Source organism: Corynebacterium minutissimum, from assembly GCF_000805675.1.
Classification (GTDB): Bacteria; Actinomycetota; Actinomycetes; order Mycobacteriales; family Mycobacteriaceae; genus Corynebacterium; species Corynebacterium minutissimum.
This window is the reverse complement of the sequence record NZ_JSEF01000015.1, coordinates 242,741-259,091: the sequence shown is the minus strand read 5'-3', so window position 1 is coordinate 259,091 and position 16,351 is coordinate 242,741. Positions and strand designations below refer to the sequence as shown.

Here is a 16,351-nt window from a genome sequence, read left to right as displayed (position 1 = left end):
TTCGTGATCTGGGGAACCGGAGCCTGTGAAAACTTGACTCCTCGGTTATACTTTGGAGCTATATGCAGTGAGCCGGCTATCACCGGGGAGCATTCCGGAAGAACGTGAGGCGCGCGAGTGCCGCATTATTAGAACCGGGCGGGTAGGGACCGTCATCTCCTTCACATCAACGAAGCGGGGCGCCTCGGCGTCCAAGCGGGGTGGTACCGCGAGCCGCAAGGCGCGTCCCCGTCACAGCGAACGAGTGAAGGAATTTTCAGATGAGCAACAACCCTGCGAACGTCGGCAGCGTTTATCCCAAGGTCGATATGACTGCTGGGTCTTCCCGCTTCCCCGACATGGAGCAGGAAGTCCAGAAGTACTGGACGGCCGACGATACTTTTAAAGCCAGCCTCGAACAGACAGAGGGTTGCCCCGAGTACGTGTTTTATGATGGCCCGCCCTTTGCCAATGGCCTGCCGCACTATGGCCACCTGTTGACCGGTTACGTCAAAGACATCGTCCCGCGCTACCGCACCATGGCCGGCAACCACGTCCCGCGCGTCTTCGGCTGGGATACCCACGGCCTGCCGGCGGAGCTGGAGGCAGAAAAGCAGCTCGGAATCACCGATAAGGCCCAGATCGAGGACATGGGCCTAGAGAAGTTCAACGAGTACTGTGCTAAGTCCGTTCTCGAGTACACCGATGAGTGGGAAGAGTATGTTAACCGCCAGGCTCGCTGGGTGGACTTTGAAAACGGCTATAAGACCATGGACTTGGAGTACATGGAGTCTGTCATGTGGGCCTTTAAGGAGCTCTATGACAAGGGCCTGATATACCAGGGATTTAGGGTTCTGCCGTATTCCTGGGCTGAGCACACCTCGCTGTCCAACCAGGAAACACGCCTGGATGATTCTTATAAGATGCGCCAGGATCCGACCCTGACGGTGACTTTCCCGGTGGCTGGTGCGGTTGAGGGAAGTGCGGCGGAGAAGACGTTGGCGGAGAACGCCGAGCTTGCCGACGCCTCCTTCCTCGCCTGGACCACCACCCCCTGGACCCTGCCGTCCAACCTGGCTTTGGCGGTCCACCCGGAGGTCGACTACGTCCTGTTCAAGGCTACCGAAGGCGACTTTGCTGGCCGCACCTTCGTGATGGCCGAAGCACTCACCGGCACTTTGGCGAAGGAGCTGGGTGAGGCGGAGGTCCTCAAGACCTTCAAGGGCGCTGATCTGGAGGGCTTTACGTACCAGCCGATCTTCGATTTCTTCCCGGACGTCGAGAATGCTTACCGGCTGCTGCTTGCGGATTACGTCACTACTGAGGACGGTACCGGTGTTGTCCACCAGGCTCCGGCCTTCGGTGAGGACGATATGCTCACCTGCCAGAAGTACGGCGTAGGCCTGGTCATCCCGGTGGATGAAGATGGCAAGTTCACCTCGCAGGTACCGCCGTATGAGGGCAAGCTGGTCTTCGACGCTAACAAGGCCATCATCAAGGACCTCAAGGCTGCTGGCCGCGTGGTGCGTCACGTGACGATCGAGCACTCCTACCCGCATTCCTGGCGCTCCGGCGAGCCGCTCATCTACATGGCGCTGCCCGCATGGTTCGTCAAGGTGACGGAGTTCCGTGACCGCATGGTGGAGCTCAACCACAACGAGATCGAGTGGCTGCCGGAGCACATCCGCGACGGTCAGTTCGGCAAGTGGCTGGAAGGCGCTCGTGATTGGAACATCTCCCGTACCCGCTACTGGGGTGCTCCGATCCCAGCCTGGATCTCCGATGATCCGGAGTACCCGCGCGTGGATGTCTACGGTTCCTTGGATGAGCTGGAGCGTGACTTTGGCGTGCGCCCGACCAGCCTGCACCGCCCGCACATCGATGAGCTGACTCGCCCGAATCCGGACGATCCGACGGGCAAGTCCACGATGCGCCGCGTGCCGGACGTGCTGGACTGCTGGTTCGAGTCTGGTTCCATGCCGTTTGCCCAGAAGCACTACCCGTTTGAGAACAAGGAGTGGTTTGAGACCCACTCGCCGTCGGATTTCATCGTGGAGTACTCCGGTCAGACCCGCGGCTGGTTCTATGTCATGCATGCGCTGTCCACCGCGCTCTTTGACCGTCCGGCGTACAAGAAGGTTGTGGCCCACGGCATCGTTCTGGGCAATGATGGCCTGAAGATGTCCAAGTCCAAGGGCAACTACCCGAACGTCAACGAGGTCTTCGACCGCGATGGTTCGGATGCGATGCGCTGGTTCCTCATGTCCTCGCCGATCCTGCGCGGCGGCAACCTCATCGTGACCGAGCAGGGCATCCGTGAAGGCGTGCGCCAGGCTATCTTGCCGATCTGGAATGCTTACACCTTCCTGCAGCTTTATGCTTCCCAGGAAGCGAAGTTCGATGTCAGCTCCACCAACGTGCTGGACCGCTATATCTTGGCCAAGACGCATGACTTGGTGAAGAACACGAATGACGCGCTGGCGAATACTGACATTGCTTCGGCTACCGAAGAGGTTCGCCTCTTCGCGGATGCCTTGACCAACTGGTACGTGCGCCGTTCCCGCGATCGCTTCTGGGAAGGCGAGGAGACCCACGCTGAGGCGTTCAATACCCTCTACACGGTGCTGGAGACCGTCTCTCGCGTGGTGGCTCCGCTGCTGCCGCACGTTGCTGAGGTCATCTACCGTGGCCTGACCGGTGAGCGTTCCGTGCACTTGGCGTCCTACCCGAAGGCTGAGGATTACCCGGCTGATCACGACCTCGTGGCAGCGATGGATGCTACCCGTGCGGTGGCCTCGGCGGCGTCGTCGGTGCGCAAGTCCAACAAGCTGCGCAACCGTTTGCCGTTGCCGAAGCTGACCGTGGCGATGCCGGATTCGGCACGCCTGGCGGACTTCAAGGACATCATCCGCGATGAGGTCAACGTCAAAGACGTCGTTCTTACCGATGATGTCGACGAAGTCGGTACCTTCGACGTGGTGTGCAACGCCAAGGTTGCGGGCCCGCGCTTGGGTAAGGATGTCCAGCGTGCCATCAAAAACCTCAAGGCTGGTAACTACGAGCGCGAGGGTGACGAGGTCGTCGTTGACGGCGATATTCGTCTGAGCCCAGAGGAGTACACCGAGCGCCTGCAGGCGGCTAACCCGGAGTCTACGGCGCGCGTGGACGGCGTGGATGGCCTAGTGGTGCTGGATACCGAGGTCACCGAAGAGCTCGAGGCCGAAGGCTGGGCTGCTGATGTCATCCGCGGCCTCCAGGATGCTCGCAAGGCCGAGGACTTCGTGGTGACTGACCGCATCACGGTGGTCCTCTGCGTTCCCGCAGAAAAGGAAGAGTGGGCCAACCGCCACCGCGATCACATCGCGGCGGAGGTACTCGCTGTCGACTTCACCGTGACGGCGGAGACTCTGCCGAGCAATAGCGGCCAGACGGTGCATGATGTCCTCAAGGGCGTCACCGCCACTGTGGCCAAAGCTTAAGGCCTAGTTAGCAGCGCTCAGCACACGATACGCTTGAGCGTCGAGGAGAAAAGCTCCACCTCCCAGCAGGGAGAGTGGAGCTTTTCTAGTATCGGCAGAACTAACGGCGGGCTCCCGGCAAGTGTGCGCGCCACGCCATGACGACGTTGACGAGGCACAGCAGAGCGAGGACGCTGCCGATGATGAAGAGGTTGCTAAACCCAAAGTACGGCGCCAAGGCGCTGAAGGCCATAGGGATGAAGAAGCCGGTGTAGGAGATGGAGTAGTAGACGGCGGTCAAGCCAGCAAGCTCCCGTTCTCCCGCAATGCGCTGAACCTCAGAGAGACCCGCGACGAGCGCGAGACCGTAGCCAGCTCCCATAGTGGCAGCTGCGGCGATACCCAGAGGCAGAGACAAGGTATACGCGGCGAAAGCTGCAAAGATAGCTCCGGCGGTGATAACGCCCATGGCGATGGCGGAGGCGCGAGCGGACTTGTGCGTATCCACGATACGGCCAAGCATTTGCACGCCCACGCCGCAGCCGAGGGTAATGACGGTCATGAGACCGGAGAAGGCGATGGGGGCATTGCCGGCGGAGTCGGACAGCAACTGCGGCAGCAGAGCATAGGCAGCACCCGCACAGCCAAAGACCCAGGGAGCTACGGGCATGACAACGCGCACGAAACGCTTGTGAGCGGCCGTCGGGACGTGGAGTATTTGGAGCATTTCGCGGACGGTGAGATCCAAGATGGTCATCTTCACGGTGCCATGGCTGGGCTGGCGGGTTTCCGGAGTGTGAAGAATCCAGATAGCAGTGACCACGGTGAGCAGCATATGGAGGATATATGCGGTGTGCGTCGGCCACGGACCCCACTGCGCCAGGACAGAAGCGATGCCCGCACCCACGAGGAAACCTGCGGTCAAGCACAGTGATGCCTTGCGTGCACCGGAGGCAGGGTCACCACCGGCACGGGTAATGAGCTCAGTAATCCACGTTGAACCCACAGCCATGACAAGGCCCAACGCCATGCCGCATAGAACACGGCCCAAGGCGATAATGAGAGGTTCCTCGGGAGCGATAGAAAGCAGGAAAGAACCAGCAAGAGAGAGCGGAGCGGCCGGAAGCAGCATCGGGCGGCGGCCGATGAGATCAGAGCGCGGCCCGCCGATGAGCAGCGCCGGGATAATACCGACAACATATGCCGCGAGGAGGCCGTTGACGGTCACTTGAGAGAAATGAGAGGTCTCGCGGTACATCACGAGCAGCGGCGTGAATTCATTGCCACCCCAGGCCACAGCGACCATGGAGCCGGCAACGGGGAACCACGCGCGTGAGGAGAGCGCTCCCTGGGCTGGGGACACAGCGGAGTCAGTTGATAGGTCGGAGTCGTCGGCAGACGCGTCGACCTCCGGGTGCGAATGTGCGGAGACAGTCACAGTTGCTTCCTTGAAGAGTTGAGGTGAGATTCGAGTTCGGTGAGGTAGGTGTCGAGGTGGCCGGCGCGGAGGGCGTCGGCAAGCAAGGCGTGCTGGGCGACGAAGGTACGTGCGCGCTTAACGCTGCGCCCCACGGCCGTGGCGGTGAAACGTTGCTGGCGCTCGCGCAAAGTATGCCCCAGATTGGCCAGCAGACGGTTGCCACCGTTGTCCATGATGGTCTGGTGGAATTTCGCGTCGAGCCTGGCATAGGCGCGTAAGTCGTCTTTGTCGAGCGCGGCATGTTGTTCCGCAATGGTGGCGTCGAGGACATCGGCGATGAGGCCGCGCTCCTCGGCTGTTAAAGAGCAGATATGACGGGCAGAGTGCTCGTCGACGAGCATGCGTGTCTCGTACACTTCACGAATCTCGCGGGGACTAATCGGTACCACGAGGGCGCCACGTTTGGGATAGAGCTTCAAAAAGCCTTCCACCTCGAGGCGGAGGAAAGCTTCACGCACCGGGGTGCGGCTCATCCCCAGCTCTGAGGCGAGGGCGGCTTCGGAGAGCATCTCCGAGTCACTAACCTCGTCATCGATGATTCGGCGTTTGAGGTGTTCGTAGGCCCGTTCCGCGGCGGGCGCCTTGTCTTTCTGCATGCATACATGATGCATGCATGCGGTGCGCAAGATCTAGCGCAAGCGCCAATTCGTGAGACATCGATCACGCGGAGGGCAAGTGAGAGCTAGTTCTCCGTGCGCCGCGTGAGAGAAACAGGAGAAGTATCAGAGGTAGGTGAGGGAGGCAGAGGGGACGTCGTAAAGCACTGCGTTACCCATGCCGACCCAACCGATAAAAGGAGCCTTCGCAAGTACCCGCGGTTTATGGACATGCCCCAGAATCCAGGCATCATAGCCACAGCTCTGTAGATCCTCAGGCGTCGCGGGCAGGCACACGCTTTTGGAAAACTCCCCAGTTGCGGATGTATGCAGCAGTCCCACGTGCGGTTCGTTGCTTCCACGAGTGGGGAACGCGAGCGTGCGCGGGTCAGGGTCTGTGGCCACTGCGGCAGTGACGATGATTGCGCCGGCGCAGTGAAAAGAATGAACTTCGGTGGGGTGAACGGTCACAGACGACGGGAAGCTGAGTTTGTGGTGGACGTCGTGATTTCCGGAGATGAAATGGGCGTCGTCGAAAAGCTCGCCGGCGCGGGCCATGACCTGTTGGGCCTGGGGGACGTAGGTATCTGTGTCGGCCGTACGGTCAATGATGTCACCGAGACAGATGCAGGCATCCGCGTCCGTGGTCTCGAGCACGTTGAGCGCCCACTCCATGCCGGGCGCGCCAGGCCTGCCAAGGTGAAGATCCGCGAAAATGAGAATGCTAGCCACGCGCCCGCCGTCCCTGCCACCAGGTGATAAGTACTAGCACGACGGTGGAGGTGCCTACACCGATGAGCGTCATGGCCATGGCTTCGGCACGGTGCCCCTGGTCAAACTGGTTCATAATCCACGGCGCGAGCAGATTGAGCTGGCTCGGACGGATTAGGGAGGACATGACGAGCTCGCGGAAGCCCACAAAGAACGCCAGCAGCCAACCGGCAAAGATACCCGGGGCAAGCAGCGGCAAGGTGATGCTGCGCAACGTGTGGGACACGGAGGCGCCGGATACGGCGGCGGCCTCGTACACAGTGGGGGAGACAGCACCGGCAGAAGTCTTGATGTTCTGCACCGCCATGGGCAGGAAGAGAACAGTAAAAGCCATGACGAGGATGACCATGGAGCCGTACGGTGTCCACGGCAGCCACGGAGCGTTCCAAAGGAGAATGAAGCCGATGGCGAGCACAATACCAGGGACCGTATCCGGTGCTACCGCAAGGAAGTCCGCGACACGGGCGCTGACCTGCTTGGTCCGCTGAGTGAGCAAGGTGACGGCGATGCCGAGGATGACCGCCGTTGTGGCGCCGATTGCGCCGAGGGCGATGGAACGCAGCAAAGCTTCCTGGGCCGAGGGCATCTGGAGGACGATGGCGAAGTAATCAAAGGTGAGATTCTGCGGGGTCGGGGGAGCGGAGCGCAGAATGGTCATCGCCGCAAGCGTGATTGAGATATACGGGATGAGCACCGAGCAGGCGATGATGAGGAAGGTGACTAAGCCGCCGAGCGCCTTGCCCGCGGCGCCGATGTGGAGTGAGACCTGACGGGAGACACGTCCGCCACCGGTGAGGTCTCGTCGCGAGACCCATTGCTGGAATGCCCACGCGCCGACACCAAGTGCGAACAATACTGATGAGGACGCTGCTGCATCAGAGAAACTCAACGGGTCAATGGTGACGTCTTGGTAGATGGAGGAGACCAATACTGTGAAGCCGATGGCGTTTCCCAAGGTAACCGGGGTGCCGAACTCGCCGGCAGCCTTGATGAAAATGATGAGTGCGCCCAGTGAATAGGGGCCCACGACGGTGGGCAGGATGATGCGACTAATCTGTTGCCACCGACTTGCTCCGGCGACTTGAGCCATTTCCAGAGAGGATGCGGGAATTGAGGTCAGGCAGTTGCGCAGGATGAGGTAGAGGAAGGGAAAGAGCTCGCACGCCATGATGAAAGCCATGCCAGGAACCGAGTAAATGGCGTCGTGCGCGAGCTTGCCGACGGTATGCCCGAAGAGCAATTCGGAGACTCCACCGCGGCGGGTGAAATCCATCCACGCCATTGCTGCGGCAAAAGGTGGGGTCATGAAAGGAATCATGATGGCGATTTCTATCCAGTTCGCCTTGGAGAAAGACGTCCACGCGCGCAGGAAAGCTAGCGGGGCGGCGAACAGAGTAGAAAATACCACCACGAGAAGGGAGAAGATGACCGTATTGAGCAGTACCTCTCCCATGCCCGGCTCCACAATCTTGTGGAGGGAGGAAGGCTCATCGCGGTATCCCACCACGGCGCTGATGAGCACCGATACCAACGGCGCGGCGACAAGCACGAGCAGCACGATGAGTACTGCATAGATACCAAGAGTGCGCTGTGGGCTGCGGGTAGTAGTGCTCATGTGGTGGGGTTACTCCGTGGTGAGAAAGTAGGGACTACTTCAGGTAGCGCTCGGCGAACTTTTCCTTGACGTCCTTCGAGGAAGAGGCGATGCCATCGAGATCTTCGTTAAGAGTGTCAATCTCCTCCAGCTTTGGTCCGTTCTTCGGGGCGATGTCGGTGTTGGCTGGGATCATGTTCTTGGACGCAGAAATCTCCTGTGCCTCATCGGAGAACATGAAGTCAACAAAAGCCTCGGCGGCGTCCTTGTTATCGGTGGTCTTGAGGATCATGACTGGGCGCGGGGTGACGGTAGTGCCGGAGGACGGGATAACAACCTCAAGCGGCTCGCCCTTGGCTTTAGCGGAGTACGCCGAGTAGTCCACGCCGCCCATGACGATGCCGCGGGAGCCGGAGGTGACCTGATCCAAGGCCGGACCGTTAGCGCCCTGAACAATCATGCCGTTGTCGAAGAGCTTGTCAAAGAGCTCCCACGTCTTGTCCTCGCCCCACTGGTCCACCATGGCGGCAATGAGGTCAGCGGCCGTGCCAGACTCGCGCGGATCCGGCATGATGACCTGATCCTTGTACTTTTCGTCGGCGAGATCCTCCCAGTCCTGAGGGGCGGAGTCCACCACGTTGGTGTTGGTAACCAGCGCCAATGCGGATCCATCGCGGCCGGTGAAGGTGCCGTTCTTGGACACCCAGCTCGAGGTGATCTTGTCAGCGCCTTCCGGGGTGTACTCTTCCAGAGCGCCGGCCTTGTCCTGCTTGGACGCAGCGGACCAGGAAGCCAGGTAGACCACGTCAGCCTGCGGGTTAGCCTCTTCCGCCTTGAGCTTGGCAGTAATCTTTCCGGTGGTGTCGGCGAAGACGTTGACCTTGACATCGGTCTTTTCCTCGAAGGCCTCGACGAGGGCGTCGGTAAGGCCCTGCGGGTTCGCGGAGTAGTAGTCCAGCTCGCCGGACAGTCCTTCCGGGGCCTCCCAGGCCTCAGCGGTGGACTCAGCGCCGGTGTTGTCAGCGGAGGAGGCGTCGGTGGAGTCGGCTGAATCAACAGAACCGCAACCGGCCAGAGCCAGGGCGGAAGCAGCGGTGGCAGCCACAGCGAGAGAAAGCTTCTTATACAGCATGGAGAATCCTTAACAGTAGAAAACAGATGAGTTTAGTACGCGAGACGTACCGTCGAACCACGTTCGACTCGGGAGCGGCTGTAAGCCACCCAGGGTTCGTCAGCGCCCTCGACATCGCAGTGCAACTCGTAGCGCCCGCCGATGTACTGAGCAGTGCGGACGACCCCGTCCACGTGGTGCGGGAAAGACCCGATGTCTTCCTCCGCGCCAAGGACGGTGAGGTTTTCTGGACGGACGTCGGGAAGCCCGGCGCGGCGGTTCATGGTGCCCACGAAGCCGCCGACGAAGGGAGTGGCGGGGGAATCGTAGAGGGTAACAGGATCGGCGAACTGTTCGATGACACCGTCTTTCATGACGACGACTCGGTCCGACATCGACAGAGCCTCGGATTGATCGTGGGTGACGTAAATGACCGTGAGGCCCAAATCGTGAGCAAGCGCGGTGAGCTCGGCACGAATTTGAACGCGTAGAGCGGCATCGAGCGCAGAGAGTGGCTCATCCATGAGAAGTAGCTGCGGGTTGGAGACAAGCGCGCGGGCGATAGCTACGCGCTGCTGCTGGCCGCCGGAGAGCTGATTGGGGCGAGCCTGAGCTTTCGGGGTAATACCGACCATGTCCATGCACGTGCGCACTCGTTCGGCGCGTTCCGCAGACGACAGCTTGTTCCCCGCGGTCGTGAGGGAAAACTCGATGTTCTTCTCCACAGTCATGTGCGGCCACAGGGCCAGATCTTGAAACACCATGGACAAGTTACGCTTATTCACCGGAACGTTCGTGTGGGGGCCGAACATTTCTTTACCGGAAAAGGTAATGGTGCCGGCATCAGGTGTTTCGAGGCCTGCGATGCAGCGCAGAAGCGTGGACTTTCCACAGCCGGAGGGGCCGAGGATAGAGATGAACTCGCCGGAGTTAATGACGAGGTCAGTGGCATGGAGACCGGTGTTGTCCGCGAACTCGCGCTTAATGCCGTTGATGACCACGTGGGCTTGGGAGGCAGGGTGTTGGGGCGAGAGCTGAGAAGTCACGGCGAAAAAGGTTAGGGCGGTAAAGTAAGCAGAGGGGAGCGTAAAAGTTACGAAAGAAACAAAGAAACATGAATAATGGGGTGGTTACCCGCGCGCGGTGTTTACACTGGAGCACATGCAACGCTGGGTCCTTCATATCGACATGGATGCCTTCTTTGCCTCCGTGGAGCAGCTGACCCGGCCCACGCTGCGAGGCCGGCCCGTGCTCGTGGGCGGCGCAGGTGGGCGCGGCGTGGTGGCTGGAGCTTCTTACGAAGCCCGTGAATATGGTGCGCATTCCGCTATGCCCATGTTCCGCGCCCAGCAGCTGGTGGGCTACCAGGCCGTGGTGGTGACGCCGCGTCGAGCAGTGTATTCGGCGGCCTCACGCCGAGTCTTTGGCATCATCGCTGACCATGCGGGGCTCATTGAGCAGCTTTCCATTGATGAAGCGTTCATGGAACCGGCTGCGCTGGCTGGGGCCGCGCCTGACGACGTCCACGAGTGGGCCGAGAACCTACGCCGTGTGATCCGCGAGGAAACCGGCCTACCTAGCTCTATCGGTGCGGGGGCGGGAAAGCAAGCGGCGAAGATTGCCTCGGGCGAAGCGAAACCAGATGGCACCTTCGTGGTGCCGCAGGAACGGTTCGGTGAACTTATCCACCCGTTGCCCGTGGGCAAGCTGTGGGGCGCGGGTCCGGTGACGCAGCAGAAGCTCGCGGCCATTGGGGTAGAGACCATTGGGCAGCTGGCGGCCATGAGCCGCAAAGAGGTGGAGATTTCCCTTGGTGGAGTGGTGGGCGTGCAGCTGTGGCAGTTGGCGCAAGGCATTGATGAGAGGCCTGTAGCTCCGCGCGCGATTGCGAAGCAGATTTCCACGGAGTTTACCTACCCCACGGACTTGCGCACGGTGCCGGAGGTGGATGCTGCGTTGACGCGGGCAGCAGAAGGTGCGCACCGCCGCTTGCTCAAGGATGGGCGGGGTGCTCGTACCGTGACAGTGAAATTGCGGATGGCGGATTTCCACATTGAGTCACGTTCAGCCACCTTGCCCTATGCCACCGACGATCTAGAAATCCTCAAAGCGCGAGCATTGAGCTTGGCGCGCTACCCCGACGAATTAGGGCCCATCCGGTTGGTTGGAGTGAGCTATTCGGGCTTGGAAACAGCCCGCCAAGATGTCCTTTTCCCGGAACTTGACCGCGAGATCGTACGCCCAGCTCCGGATACGGACTACGAGACCGGAGTCAGCGACCACCTGCCCGGCGTGCCTGACACTGAAACAGAGACCGGCGCAGAGGCGGAATCGTTCAGGGAAGCGGGGCCGGACTCGGCGCAGCGCTGGCATGCGACCCAGGACGTCTACCACCCGGAGTTTGGCCACGGCTGGATTCAAGGCACCGGACATGGGGTAGTCAGCGTGCGCTTTGAAACGCGGGCGACGGGGCCGGGGTTTGTTCGTTCTTTTGCTGCTGAAGATGAAGAACTCCGACCCGCCGATCCGCTGGATTCGCTGGCGTGGGAGGACATCCCGATGGAGGCAGACGCAGAGTCCGATGATGCGGAGGAAGAAGTACCGGCTGGGGACAGCTAGCTCGCGGTATACGTCGTGGCCTGCGGCGCGGAGCTAAACATGTCGGCCACTGGAGTGCCGGTAGCCAATGCTGCGGCGAGCATAATACGCGCCTGGCCGGCACGGAATCCGCCGGAAGCCACCGCGCCCATCTCGCCTAAGGTGGCGCCTCCACCCGCGCCGCCATAGGCCAGCTTGGTTACCCCATAGGGAGTGCGCGTGCTGATCACCACCGGCACTCCTGCCTGCAGCGCGCGGGCCACCCCGGCGCCCATCTCTGCGCCCATATTGCCCGAGCCCATGGCTTCGATGACGAGGCCTTTGGTGTGGCCCAGGGAGGCGTCGACAAGCATGGATCCGGCACCCGGGTAGGCGGCGATGATCTCGACTGGGTACTCGGCCATCGCTGTTAGGGGCAAGGCCGGCAGTGCGGAGTCTCCCACCGGCAGCTCCTCAAAGCCGTTGAGGTGCGAGGTATGCCACTTGCGCGCCCCGCGGCCGGGGATGGTCTTTCCCCCAAACTGAACCCACACACCAGGTTTGCCCGAGCACAGAAGGTCGAAGGCATCACGCAGATTGCGCGGGCCATCGCCCTCTGGGTGGTCGAAGGCGCGCTGCGCGCCCGTAAGAACAATGGGGCCATCACCTAAGTCAAACAGGGACAAGGCCAGCGCGGTTTCCTCCATCGAATCCGTGCCGTGAGTAATGAGCACGCCTTTAATTTCCGGGCGAGCAAGCTGTGTGCGCACGCAAAGCAGAAGCTCATCGAGGTCAGCCAGCGTAATTGAGCTCGAATCCAGTGCGCGAAATTCCACGACTTCGATGTCGTTGCCCAGGGAGTCAGCCAGCTGTTGGCCGCTAACAGTTGGGACGAGGGAACCGTCAGCAATGGTGGTGCAGGCAATGGTGCCGCCGGTGGCGATGAGCGCGAAAGTCATTCCACCAGGGTACTTCAGGCGCAACCCTGCGCGGGAAACACAGGCTGGTGTGCGTGAGCGCTAGAGTGAAGGAGATTAACCACGACCCCCTACGTGAGGAGTATCTGTGAAATCCATCAAGCTGAGCGCCGCCATCCTGGCCCTGGGTACAAGTGTCTCCTTGGCTGCCTGCTCGTCCTCGGACGAGGACGCGGCGAACTCGAGCAGCGCCGCGAAGCCCACCGGCGAGACCTCTGCCTCCCAGGTCGTCTCCACCGAGATGCCGTCCGTGGAGCAGCTCAACGAGATCCTGGCGAAGGCTTCTGACCCGAACGTGCCGCAGGAAGAGAAAGTTCAGCTGGTCCAGGGCAGCGAGACGGCGCCGGAGCTTTTCGACGTCATGTCTCAGTCCCAGGCCGAATCCGGCGCCACCTTTGAGGTTGTTGCCCCGGTCATCCCGGGCCTCGTGCCGGACTCTGCACTGGCGACCGTTCACATCAATACCCCGGACGGCCAGCAGCAGACCGCTGATCAGGTGGAGTTCATCAACGATGGCGGTACGTGGAAGCTGTCCCAGACGTGGGCCTGTGTCCTCGTGACCAATATTGTGCCGCCGGAAGAGGTTCCGGAGATGTGTGCCGATTCCGCAGTAGACGCGCCTGCCGACGCCCCAGACGGTGAGACGCCAGCCGAGGGCGAGGCTCCCGTCGACGCAGCTGACGCCCCCGCCGAAGGTGAGGCTCCAGCGCAGTAAGTTTCTCGCGCAGCAGCTGCGAGAAAGCACAAGCGCCCAGTCAGTCCTCGGTACGAAACCGGGGCCGACGGGCGCTTTCTTATGGGTGTGGAGAGTTTAGTCGGTGTGAAAACTCATTTCGGTAGCGCTGGTCTGCAGGACACGCAGGTCCGAACCTTCCGCACCATAGGAGATGACGGTGGTGATGGAGACCTCGCCAGCAGTCGGCAGCGGCTTGGTCAGATCCACGGTGACGGTGCCCTCGGACTGCGTCGTGGTATCGAGGACCTTAAGTTCCTTGTCCTGTAGCTCTTCAGGGGCGTCGGCGCCGTCGAAGGACAGCGCGCCCAGGGACGGGCGCTGCTCCACGGAAACGTTGAGCGTCGCCACATCGCCGTCGAGCTTGTCCAAGGTGTACGTGGTGGTTTGCAACAGCGTGGATTCACCGGTGACGCGGGACTCCACCGTCCACTCCGCGCCGGGACCGATCTCTTCTTCAGGGAAGACAATGGGCAGCGACGTCAGGCTGGTAATCGCGCGCTCCACGGCACTGCGCGCCTCATCGGTGGCTGCCTGCGGCGCGGCGAGGCGCAGTGAGTTCATTTGGCCGGTATCGGTGCCGCGCCAACCAAACTGGAAACCTTCAGCAGACTCCACATCAGCACCTTCGGCCTCGGGCTTGCCCACGGTGACGAAGGCATTGCGGCTCGCCGGCAGCTGGCCCTCGACGTTTTCGGTAGCCGCCTCCACGGAAGCCTGCAACGGGAGGGTGATTTTATCGGTAGCTTCGGGCGCAGTGCCTTCGCTGCCATCTTTGCGCAGCTCCTGGTCAAAGCCAGTGGCGACGGAGTAGGTCAGGGACTGCTCGGAATCAAGGTCCTGATAGGCCAGCACGCGGCCGGCGCCGTCACCGGGGGAGTGGACGGTGACGCGTGGGGCGTCGAGAGGCAAGCCCACGGGTTCTTCCACCGGCTTGGCCGGCTGGGAATAGGAACAGCCAGCAAGAGTGCCGGTCAAGGCCAAGGCTGCAGCGGACAGAACTGAAACGACTCTCACACGAAACACGCATTCCAAAATACCGGATGGGGCTGTTTAGAATGGAACGGGTGAAGGCAAGGAGATATATCGGAACAATGGCCGCGGTGGTGCTGGGAGTAGCTGCCGTGGACCAAGCAGTGAAGCAACTGATGCTGTCGATCCTTACCGAAGGTGAAGCGCTGCCGGTGATTGGTAACTGGTTCCGCTTCTACCTCCTTTTCAACCCCGGCGCGGCTTTCTCCATGGGAGGGGAGGGCTCGACGTGGCTGTTTACCACCATCCAGCTGGCCTTCGTCGTAGGTGTTGCCATCGCTGCGCCGAGGATTCATGACAAGTGGCAGGCGGTAGGCTTGGCCATGATTGCGGGCGGGGCGCTGGGTAATCTGATCGACCGCCTGGTGCGCGAGCCGGGATTCTGGTTTGGACACGTGGTGGATTACATTTCCGTCGGCAGCTTCGCTGTCTTTAACATCGCGGATGCCTCAATCACGTGTGGTGTGGTGGTGTTTATCATCGCGATGTTCATGGCAGAGCGGAAGGAGGCACAAGAGTCCGATGCGTGAAAGTCGTAGATTGCCGGTACCTGAGGGCCTCGAGGGTATGCGTGCCGATGCTGCTTTGGCCAAGCTTTTGGGTGTTTCCCGGGCCAAGGTGGCGGAGCTGTGCGCGGCGGGTGACGTGGAGATCGACGGCGTGGCAGTGGGCAAGTCCGAGCGGCTTAGCGCCGGCGGCTGGATTGACGTCATGATGCCGGCGCCGGAAGAACCGCTGGTGCCTAAAGAGGAGCTGGTGGAGGGCATGGACGTCCTCTACGAGGATGAGGACATCATTTGCGTGTTCAAACCCGTGGGTGTGGCCGCGCACCCGACGTTGGGGTGGGAGGGGCCCACCGTGATTGGCGGGCTTCGCGCGGCGGGCTATGCGCTTGCCGACGCCGGACCTACCGAACGCAAGGGCATCGTGCACCGCCTCGACGTGGGCACCTCCGGGGTCATGGTGGTTGCCGCCAGCGAGCGCGCCTACTCCCAGCTGAAGACCGCTTTCCGCGAGCGGACCGTGGACAAGACCTACCACGCGGTGGTCCAAGGCCTACCCGATCCCATCGTCGGCACGATTGATGCACCGATTGGCCGTCATCCGTCGGCGGGCTGGAAGTTCGCCGTGGTGGACGATGGCAAGCCGGCGGTTACTCATTACAAGCTCCTTGAAGCTTTCCGCGAGGCCAGCCTGTTGGAAGTTCATTTGGAGACTGGCCGCACCCACCAGATTCGCGTCCACATGTCCGCCACCGGGCATCCTTGCGTTGGCGATCCGATGTATGGCTGCGACCCGAACCTGGCTAAGCGCGTTGGCCTTATCCGGCAATGGCTCCATGCGGTGTCCTTGGGCTTTACCCACCCGGGCACCGGCAAATGGTTTGAGTGCACCGCGCCGTACCCGGAGGACCTCGAACACGCAGTAGAGGTCTTGCGCGGATGACGGGGAAACGCTCCACTCGCCAGCGCATTTATCGCCGTCGCCGCATCGCGGCCTATGTATTGCTTGCGGTGACAGCGCTGCTCGTGGTTCTTTCCTTTGGCATCTTTGGCACGCAGCCAAGCACTGCGCTCCAAGGAGACCAGCTAGGCCCAGACGGCTCTGAGACCGCTGCCGAGTATCTCGAGCGGGCGGAAGCGTCCCTAGCCCAGGCAGATGAGCCGACGTATGCGCTCGTGGGATTCCACACAGCGCTGTCACCGGAGGACACCGCTGAAGTGCTGCGTTCCGTGCAGCGTATGGATGCCATCATCATTGGATTGGCCGCCCCCGTAGCAGTCCCGGAACCTACAGCAGGCAAGGACCGCGCGGACGTCATTACTACCGTTCTTCAGCGTGTGGCTCACGCCGCCGGCGATGGCGGCGAGACACCAACGCAGGTCGATGCCGCGGTGGTCTATTCCCGCGGCGCTGACCTGCGAGCCCTCGCCGCTGACCCTCGCGTAAAGACTGTGGAAGCCGCGCCTGCCGACGCCGCCTGGGGTTCCTTCGGCGTGCGCCCACCTTCCAACGCCCAACACAGAGCACACCAGTAAGGAG

Annotated in this window: 14 protein-coding genes; 6 read left to right on the top strand and 8 right to left on the bottom strand. The window is 61.4% G+C overall.

The window, feature by feature from the left end; all coding sequences use genetic code 11:
- Nucleotides 1-260 precede the first annotated feature (260 nt).
- The gene (gene ileS, locus NX84_RS09245) at nt 261-3,458 is read left to right on the top strand and encodes an isoleucine--tRNA ligase (RefSeq protein WP_039676074.1); all 3,198 of its coding nucleotides are present in this window, start codon (nt 261-263) and stop codon (nt 3,456-3,458) included.
- Between the two features lie 100 nt (nt 3,459-3,558).
- Here ileS and NX84_RS09240 read toward each other — a convergent pair whose 3' ends face one another.
- The 6 genes from NX84_RS09240 to NX84_RS09215 form a co-directional block, all read right to left on the bottom strand.
- A complete protein-coding gene (locus tag NX84_RS09240; RefSeq protein WP_174519876.1) occupies nt 3,559-4,743 on the bottom strand; it encodes an MFS transporter in 1,185 nt (394 codons plus the stop codon).
- A gap of 128 nt (nt 4,744-4,871) precedes the next feature.
- Nucleotides 4,872-5,513 carry a GntR family transcriptional regulator gene (locus tag NX84_RS09235; protein ID WP_052319733.1) on the bottom strand — a complete coding sequence of 214 codons (642 nt, stop codon included), beginning with the start codon at nt 5,511-5,513 and terminating at the stop codon, nt 4,872-4,874.
- A 126-nt stretch (nt 5,514-5,639) separates the two neighbouring features.
- A complete protein-coding gene (locus NX84_RS09230) occupies nt 5,640-6,245 on the bottom strand; it encodes a metallophosphoesterase family protein (RefSeq protein ID WP_039676069.1) in 606 nt (201 codons plus the stop codon).
- A complete protein-coding gene (locus NX84_RS09225; RefSeq protein ID WP_039676067.1) occupies nt 6,238-7,899 on the bottom strand; it encodes an ABC transporter permease in 1,662 nt (553 codons plus the stop codon). Before NX84_RS09225 ends, NX84_RS09230 begins: the two co-directional genes overlap by 8 nt.
- A 34-nt stretch (nt 7,900-7,933) precedes the next feature.
- Complete coding sequence (locus tag NX84_RS09220) at nt 7,934-9,010, bottom strand: ABC transporter substrate-binding protein (RefSeq protein WP_039676066.1); 1,077 nt, start codon at nt 9,008-9,010, stop codon at nt 7,934-7,936.
- A gap of 32 nt (nt 9,011-9,042) precedes the next feature.
- The gene (locus tag NX84_RS09215) at nt 9,043-10,035 is read right to left on the bottom strand and encodes an ABC transporter ATP-binding protein (protein WP_052319732.1); all 993 of its coding nucleotides are present in this window, start codon (nt 10,033-10,035) and stop codon (nt 9,043-9,045) included.
- Nucleotides 10,036-10,150: 115 nt separating this feature from the next.
- Here NX84_RS09215 and NX84_RS09210 point away from each other — a divergent pair, with 115 nt between their 5' ends.
- Nucleotides 10,151-11,608, top strand: a complete 1,458-nt coding sequence (locus NX84_RS09210; protein WP_039676279.1) for a DNA polymerase IV — start codon at nt 10,151-10,153, stop codon at nt 11,606-11,608.
- On the opposite strand, the gene NX84_RS09205 is transcribed toward NX84_RS09210, so the two are convergent.
- Entirely contained in the window at nt 11,605-12,525 is a 921-nt protein-coding gene (locus NX84_RS09205; RefSeq protein ID WP_039676062.1) for an asparaginase, read from the bottom strand. The genes NX84_RS09210 and NX84_RS09205 overlap by 4 nt on opposite strands.
- 106 nt (nt 12,526-12,631) lie before the next feature.
- On the opposite strand from NX84_RS09205, the gene NX84_RS09200 reads away from it, so the two are divergent.
- Nucleotides 12,632-13,258: a WKL family lipoprotein gene (locus tag NX84_RS09200; protein WP_039676060.1), complete on the top strand. Its 627-nt coding sequence runs from the start codon at nt 12,632-12,634 to the stop codon at nt 13,256-13,258.
- A gap of 96 nt (nt 13,259-13,354) precedes the next feature.
- On the opposite strand, the gene NX84_RS09195 is transcribed toward NX84_RS09200, so the two are convergent.
- Entirely contained in the window at nt 13,355-14,302 is a 948-nt protein-coding gene (locus tag NX84_RS09195; protein ID WP_039676059.1) for a DUF6263 family protein, read from the bottom strand.
- Nucleotides 14,303-14,334: 32 nt separating this feature from the next.
- On the opposite strand from NX84_RS09195, the gene lspA reads away from it, so the two are divergent.
- From lspA to NX84_RS09180, 3 genes are read left to right on the top strand one after another with little or no spacing between them, the layout of a single operon-like run.
- Entirely contained in the window at nt 14,335-14,838 is a 504-nt protein-coding gene (lspA, locus tag NX84_RS09190) for a signal peptidase II (RefSeq protein WP_039676057.1), read from the top strand.
- On the top strand, nt 14,831-15,754 hold the full coding sequence (locus NX84_RS09185; protein WP_039676055.1) for an RluA family pseudouridine synthase: 924 nt from the start codon (nt 14,831-14,833) through the stop codon (nt 15,752-15,754). Before lspA ends, NX84_RS09185 begins: the two co-directional genes overlap by 8 nt.
- Nucleotides 15,751-16,347, top strand: coding sequence for a hypothetical protein (locus NX84_RS09180; RefSeq protein ID WP_039676053.1), 597 nt, complete (start codon nt 15,751-15,753; stop codon nt 16,345-16,347). Before NX84_RS09185 ends, NX84_RS09180 begins: the two co-directional genes overlap by 4 nt.
- Nucleotides 16,348-16,351: the final 4 nt, after the last annotated feature.

Excerpts from the sequence above, each read along its gene's own strand:
- ileS (WP_039676074.1), top strand. The coding sequence starts at position 261 with ATGAGCAACAACCCTGCGAACGTCGGCAGCGTTTATCCCAAGGTCGAT.
- NX84_RS09240 (WP_174519876.1), bottom strand. The coding sequence starts at position 4,743 with ATGGTCGCTGTGGCCTGGGGTGGCAATGAATTCACGCCGCTGCTCGTG.
- NX84_RS09235 (WP_052319733.1), bottom strand. The coding sequence starts at position 5,513 with ATGCAGAAAGACAAGGCGCCCGCCGCGGAACGGGCCTACGAACACCTC.
- NX84_RS09225 (WP_039676067.1), bottom strand. The coding sequence starts at position 7,899 with ATGAGCACTACTACCCGCAGCCCACAGCGCACTCTTGGTATCTATGCA.
- NX84_RS09220 (WP_039676066.1), bottom strand. The coding sequence starts at position 9,010 with ATGCTGTATAAGAAGCTTTCTCTCGCTGTGGCTGCCACCGCTGCTTCC.
- NX84_RS09210 (WP_039676279.1), top strand. The coding sequence starts at position 10,151 with ATGCAACGCTGGGTCCTTCATATCGACATGGATGCCTTCTTTGCCTCC.
- NX84_RS09205 (WP_039676062.1), bottom strand. The coding sequence starts at position 12,525 with ATGACTTTCGCGCTCATCGCCACCGGCGGCACCATTGCCTGCACCACC.
- lspA (WP_039676057.1), top strand. The coding sequence starts at position 14,335 with ATGGAACGGGTGAAGGCAAGGAGATATATCGGAACAATGGCCGCGGTG.
- NX84_RS09185 (WP_039676055.1), top strand. The coding sequence starts at position 14,831 with ATGCGTGAAAGTCGTAGATTGCCGGTACCTGAGGGCCTCGAGGGTATG.
- NX84_RS09180 (WP_039676053.1), top strand. The coding sequence starts at position 15,751 with ATGACGGGGAAACGCTCCACTCGCCAGCGCATTTATCGCCGTCGCCGC.